Origin of the sequence: Streptomyces otsuchiensis (assembly GCF_004305975.1) — a bacterium.
GTDB classification, from domain to species: Bacteria; Actinomycetota; Actinomycetes; order Streptomycetales; family Streptomycetaceae; genus Streptomyces; species Streptomyces otsuchiensis.
The window spans coordinates 1-2,194 of the sequence record NZ_BHZI01000471.1; the positions used below are offsets into that span (position 1 = coordinate 1).

The 2,194-nt window shown below is 77.1% G+C and carries 2 protein-coding genes; both read left to right on the forward strand.

The window, feature by feature from the left end:
• The first annotated feature begins 65 nt into the window (after window positions 1-65).
• Entirely contained in the window at window positions 66-1,256 is a 1,191-nt protein-coding gene (locus E0D90_RS25170) for a beta-ketoacyl-[acyl-carrier-protein] synthase family protein (RefSeq protein ID WP_265415977.1), read from the forward strand.
• A complete protein-coding gene (locus E0D90_RS25175) occupies window positions 1,253-2,107 on the forward strand; it encodes a MaoC/PaaZ C-terminal domain-containing protein (protein WP_130800226.1) in 855 nt (284 codons plus the stop codon). Before E0D90_RS25170 ends, E0D90_RS25175 begins: the two co-directional genes overlap by 4 nt.
• Window positions 2,108-2,194: the final 87 nt, after the last annotated feature.

The window sequence follows — 2,194 nt, forward strand, 5'->3', positions numbered from 1 at the left end:
ACCCCGATCCCGGTGATCGAGACAGGGGCCCGCCCCCCGGGCGGGCCCCTGTCTCGATCACCGGGATCGGGGTCGTCACCCCGGCCGGCTGCACCCCGCAGGAGCTGTGGTCGGCGCTGCTCGCCGGCCGGTCCCTGGCCCAGCCGCTCACGCACTTCGACACCTCGCGCCATCGCATCCGGATCGGCTGCCGGGTCCGCGGCCTGTCCGACGAGGAGGGCGGAACCAAGGCGGCGCGCCGCGCCGACCCGTTCGCCCTCTACGGCACCGCCGCCGCGCTGGCGGCGCACGCCGACGGGGGCGCTCCGGCGGCGCCGGCCGAGCGCTGTGCCGTCGTCGTCGGCAACGCGGTCGGCGGCCGCAGCACCAGCGACGCCGAGTCGCGCAACTTCGTGGAGCGCGGACCACGCGGCGTGCACCCGCTGATGCCGCTGATGACCATGCCGAACGCCGCCGCCGCGTCCATCGCGATGCGGCTGGGCTGGCGCGGACCGGCCCTGACCGTGGCCACGACCTGCGCCAGCGGGGTGGACGCCGTCGGCCAGGCGCTGGCGCTGCTCCGCGACAACCGCGCCGACGTGGTCCTGGCCGGCGGCTGCGAGGCGACGCTGACCCCCGTCACCCTCGCCGGTTTCGGCAACCTCAACGCGGCCTCCACCCGGGAGGACGCCGAGGCGGCGTGCCGGCCGTTCGACATCGACCGCGACGGCTTCGTCATGGGCGAGGGCGCCGGGTTCGTGCTGCTGGAGCGCACCGCCGACGCCGAGGCGCGGGGCGCCACGCGCTACGCGACGGTCGCCGGGTACGCGGCGACCTCCGACGCGCACCACCTGTCCGCACCGCTGCCGGACGGCGACGCCGCGGCGCTGGCGATGGCCGGCGCGCTGGCCGACGCCGGGCTGGTCGCGGCCGACATCGCGCACGTCAACGCCCACGGCACCGCCACCGTGGCCAACGACCGGGCGGAGGCGCGGGCGCTGGCGAAGGTACTGGGGCCCGGCATGGTCCCGGTGACGGCCAGCAAGGGCGTCATCGGGCACCTCATCGGCGCGGCCGGCGCGGTCGAACTGATCGCCGCCGTCCAGGCGATGCGTGCCCGTCAGGTACCGCCCACCGCCAACCACACGCGAACGGAGCCCGGTATGGAGATCGACGTGGTGCACACCCGCCCCCGGCCCATCCGTGACGGAGCCGCCCTCACCAACTCCTTCGGGTTCGGCGGGCACAACAGCTCCCTGGTGGTGACGCCGTCATGAGCGCCCCCGCCTCTTCCGCCCCGCCGGCTGCCGTCCGGATCGCGGCCGGGTCGCCCGCCGCGGCCGGCCACCGCGCCGCGGTGCGCGCCGCCCTGCCCGCGCCGGGCTCCGCCACCGGGCCCTCCCCCGCGTACGCGTTCGTGCTGGCCCACCCGCTCGCGGAGCGCACCGTCGCCGCGCTGACGGCGGACGCGAGCGGCCCGGTCACCCTGGTCCACCTCGGCCAGGACATCGCACTGTCCGGCCCGCTGCCCTCCTCCGGCGAGCTGGACGCCACCGTCTCGGTGCGCGGAACGCGGCCGGAGGCGCGCGGTACACGCGTCGCGCTGCGCACCACGCTGACCGCGGGCGAGCCCGGCCGGGTCGTGGCCGAGCTGACCACCCACGTCCTGCTGGCCGGCGCGGACGGCGCGGACGCCACGGGAACCGTGCTCCCGCAGGCCGCCCCGCCGCTCGCGGAGAAGGGCGACCGGTTCGCCCTGACGGTGCCGGTGACCCGGGAGTGGATCGCCGGATACGCCGCCGCCTCCGGCGACCACAACCCCATCCATCTGGACCCCGGAGCGGCGCGCGCGGCGGGCTTCCCCGATGTCATCGCCCACGGCATGAGCCTGGTGGCGCTGGCGTCGGAGGTCGCGGCCGACGCCCTCGCCGGGGGCGAGGTGTCCCGGGTGCGGGCACTCGGCGCCCGCTTCGCCCGGCCCGTCAGCCCCGGGGAGGAGCTGACGGTCGAGCTCACCCCCGGCCGGTCCGGCTCCACCGTGCACTTCACCTGCCGCACCGCGGCCGGCTCGGCCGTCAAGGGCGGCTGGCTGCGGCTGGACACCGCCCCGGAGGGCTCCCATGGCTGACCACGCGTTCGTCGGCGGCGCGCCCGCCCGCACCGCCATCGGCCTGTCTCTTATACTCCTCTCCGAGCCCACGAGACAAGAGGCCAT

Excerpts from the sequence above, each read along its gene's own strand:
- E0D90_RS25175 (WP_130800226.1), top strand. The coding sequence starts at position 1,253 with ATGAGCGCCCCCGCCTCTTCCGCCCCGCCGGCTGCCGTCCGGATCGCG.